This window comes from uncultured Campylobacter sp. (assembly GCF_938017705.1).
In the GTDB taxonomy this organism is placed as follows: Bacteria; Campylobacterota; Campylobacteria; order Campylobacterales; family Campylobacteraceae; genus Campylobacter_B.
Window position 1 is genome coordinate 1 of the sequence record NZ_CALIIS010000025.1, and the last position, 3,166, is coordinate 3,166.

Annotated in this window: 3 protein-coding genes; 1 reads left to right on the forward strand and 2 read right to left on the reverse strand. The window is 41.2% G+C overall.

The features are described from left to right. Nucleotides 1-224: 224 nt before the first annotated feature. Nucleotides 225-1,310, forward strand: a complete 1,086-nt coding sequence (locus Q0605_RS01365) for a hypothetical protein (protein WP_298703565.1) — start codon at nucleotides 225-227, stop codon at nucleotides 1,308-1,310. A gap of 123 nt (nucleotides 1,311-1,433) precedes the next feature. Here the strand turns inward: Q0605_RS01365 and Q0605_RS01370 are convergent, their stop codons facing one another. Both Q0605_RS01370 and Q0605_RS01375 read right to left on the reverse strand, forming a co-directional pair. Beyond that, a complete protein-coding gene (locus Q0605_RS01370) occupies nucleotides 1,434-1,925 on the reverse strand; it encodes a threonine/serine exporter family protein (RefSeq protein WP_298703568.1) in 492 nt (163 codons plus the stop codon). Nucleotide 1,926: 1 nt separating this feature from the next. Then, nucleotides 1,927-2,742, reverse strand: a complete 816-nt coding sequence (locus tag Q0605_RS01375) for a threonine/serine exporter family protein (protein WP_298703567.1) — start codon at nucleotides 2,740-2,742, stop codon at nucleotides 1,927-1,929. Nucleotides 2,743-3,166 lie beyond the last annotated feature (424 nt).

Genomic DNA, 3,166 nt, shown 5'->3' on the forward strand with positions numbered 1-3,166 from the left:
TTTTTATCTTTAGTGGCTTTTATATGACGGTAAAAAGGGCGTTTAAGTCAGAAAAGCTCGGCTAAATTTTACTTTGGCGACAGAGGTGCGACGAGCGGCGCAAGAGAGCCGAATACCTATGAAGCATTGAGATAAAATTTGCCGAAGCGGATCAAGAAAAGCTCTGATTTAACGATATTTGAGACATTCTAAAATTATCGCGGATTAAGTCTGTGTGAGGTATATTGCGGAAAATTTTAGGAGCGAAATTTGAAAACGAGATATTATCTGTACTTGGTCTGCATCATAATAATATGTGCTTCCGGCATAATATTTTATTTGGTCGAAAAAGAAGAAGTCGATCCATATGTGCTTTGTGCGCGATACTTTCGATTATCGCGGAGTATAAATACCCAAATTTAGCCGAAAAAATTGAAACCGATCCGTATGAGTGGGTATGCGATCTAGATGGCAATCTTACAGATATACAGCTTAAAGATAGGGCGTTAAAGTGTATGCTTAAAAAGATGCATGAAAGTGAAAACTTTTCTAAAGAAAAAATCGCTAAAAAAATAGATGATATCAGAACAGAATATAAAAATCTTCACATCGAAGAAGATATTGAAGATCTAGAATTAAAAGATTATTTAACACGCATCCACAGTAAATGTCATGGGGACGAGCGCCCCGATGATAAATGCGAATTTTACAAGATAGATAAAAGATTAAATTTAGATTATCTTATGGATTTGGGCTCAAAAATTTGCAGAAACGGCAAGGCGATACAAGATGCCGAGACCTATATAGATAAAGAAATTTTTAAAACCGAAGTCGTATATCCTTGGGAAGATAAGGAAAGTTTGATTTTAGAAAACGGGGATCTAAGATACAATCTATATTTTGCTAGCGAAAGCGACATGAATAAAGCAATAATAAATTATGGAGTTTATAAGTATAAGATAGATCTACAAGATCCAAATATAGATATTAATAATATCGAAGCATCGCTCATAATCCCTATAAATTTATTATTTCTTAATTTATATAAACCACTTAATGGTGAAGAAAATGGAAATTTTAAAAATAATTTGGAAGAATTTTGCATGACTTATAAAATTTATGAAAATAGCGATATAGACACTAGCCGCCCATTCAATAAAATAGCTTTCAAATATAGAGATAATTATGCAACATATGATTTTTATATCATATTGATAGATAAGAGCTTTAAATATATCTTGGGCTACAGAAATATGCTTTTGAGTTATATGGGATACTACTACGATGAAAAAGAGAAAACAATAAAACAAATATCGAATAATGAGCGATAAATGAAAGATATAACTAAATTTTACCTTCGCGGCAAGAGCGGTAAATTTATAAAATTTTACCTCGCTAGCGAAGATTATAAATTTAATTTACCCGCCGCGACCGCTTAAATTTCTTGCTTAGCGCTATTTTCCCCTTGCGCCGCGAGTGATCATCAAGGACTGCTCGTAGAAAATCAGCAGCGTTATTGAAACGCCCGTGCCGAGCGCCAGCGAGATCGAGACCGTGGCGAGGGCGTTGTCGAAAAACGAGATGAGATGAGCGAGCTTTTGCTGCGCGCCCGAGGCTTTGATATAAGAAAACAGCGCCAAGACCGCCTTGTAGGCGTAGATGCCCGGGATCATCGGAAGTAGCGCGGGGAAGGCGATGATCTCTGCGGGCACCTTAAGGCGCTTGGCGCAGAGCATCCCCAAAATGCCGATCAGAAACGACGCAAAAAGCGTCGCGGCGGCGATCGAAAAAATTTGGCTTTGAATCAGCAAAAACCTGCACGAATGCGCAACCGCCGCAAGCAGCGCCGAGAAAATAAGCGTCTTTTTTGGCGGCATGCACGCATACGCAAACCCCAGCCCCGCCGCAGCGGCAAAGCAAGCATCCTTAAATACCAAAAACACTATATCAAACATTTACAAGCCCCAAATTTGAGATGCTAAGCGTCAGAAAGAGCCCGATTGCGATGCAGATGATCAAAAGCCCCGTGTTTAGCCCTCTGCTGATGCCTACGAGCATATTTTCGTTTAGGATGTCAAATACCGAGTTGATCAGCCAGACGCCGGGGATCAAAAACAATATGCTCGATCCCACGGCGACGTCGGGCGTGGCGCTAAGCCCGTAGCGAGCGCCTAGCGAGACGATGAAGGAGACTGCGAACGAAACTGCGATGTATTGGATTTTTAGGTTGATTTTGAGCTTGCTAAGCAGATAGCGGGCGCAAATTCCAAAAGCCGTAGCCGCAAAAACTAACGCCATCGCGCCGCCATCGCCGCCGAAAAGCTCGCAGAACGCGGCATTTGCGACGCTGAGCAAAACGATGGTTTTGGCGAAGCTTTTCTTCTGCGAGGCTAAAATTTCGGCAAATGCGGCTCTGGCGCGCGCAAGAGAGATTTTCTCGTCGTAAATTTCCCAGCTAAGCGCACTTAGCTCTGAGATCAGATCGAAGCTGATCTGCGCCGCAGCGCCCGTTTTGACGTAGGTGCGGCGGATAGAGTTGTCCGCAGGATCCATCACGCTGATGATGAAGTGGCGCACGAAGATCATCAGGCTCGCCTCATAGTCGTAAGCGTCCGCTATCCTGCGCACGCAGCGCTCGATGCGCGCGGTGTAAGTGCCGATACTAAGCATCTTGGCGGTGTATTCGCTAAGAAAATTGGTAAGCTCTTGGATTTGCGGTCTCGCCGCTTCTGCTTCTTTTGCTGCCGCCATTTCTGTTGTCATTATTTCCTCCGCTACCCTTGTAATCTCAATATCGTTTTGCGCTGTTTTCGTCGTTTTTACTTCTACGACGCTCGTTGTAGCTTCCTGTTTTTGCGGCGCCCGCCATCGTTTTTGATATCGCTATGATGTCCGCCGTCACGGAATTTTTATTTTTAAAATTTACAAACGCTTTCTAAAACTCTATTTAATACTGAACTCTTACGCTGCTTAAATAAAAAAGAATAGCTATAACTATTCTAACATTTATTTATTTATTTTTATTTATATTGTCACCAGTATATCCGAAAACATAATCCAAATTTATATTTTTCATTGAATTAAACACACTTTGCTTTACTCCTGGATTTTTTTCTTCAAGTTCTGCTAATAAATTTTTTACTTCCCTACGTTTACTTGAAGTTTTTCCAGCTTCAATTGTACATCC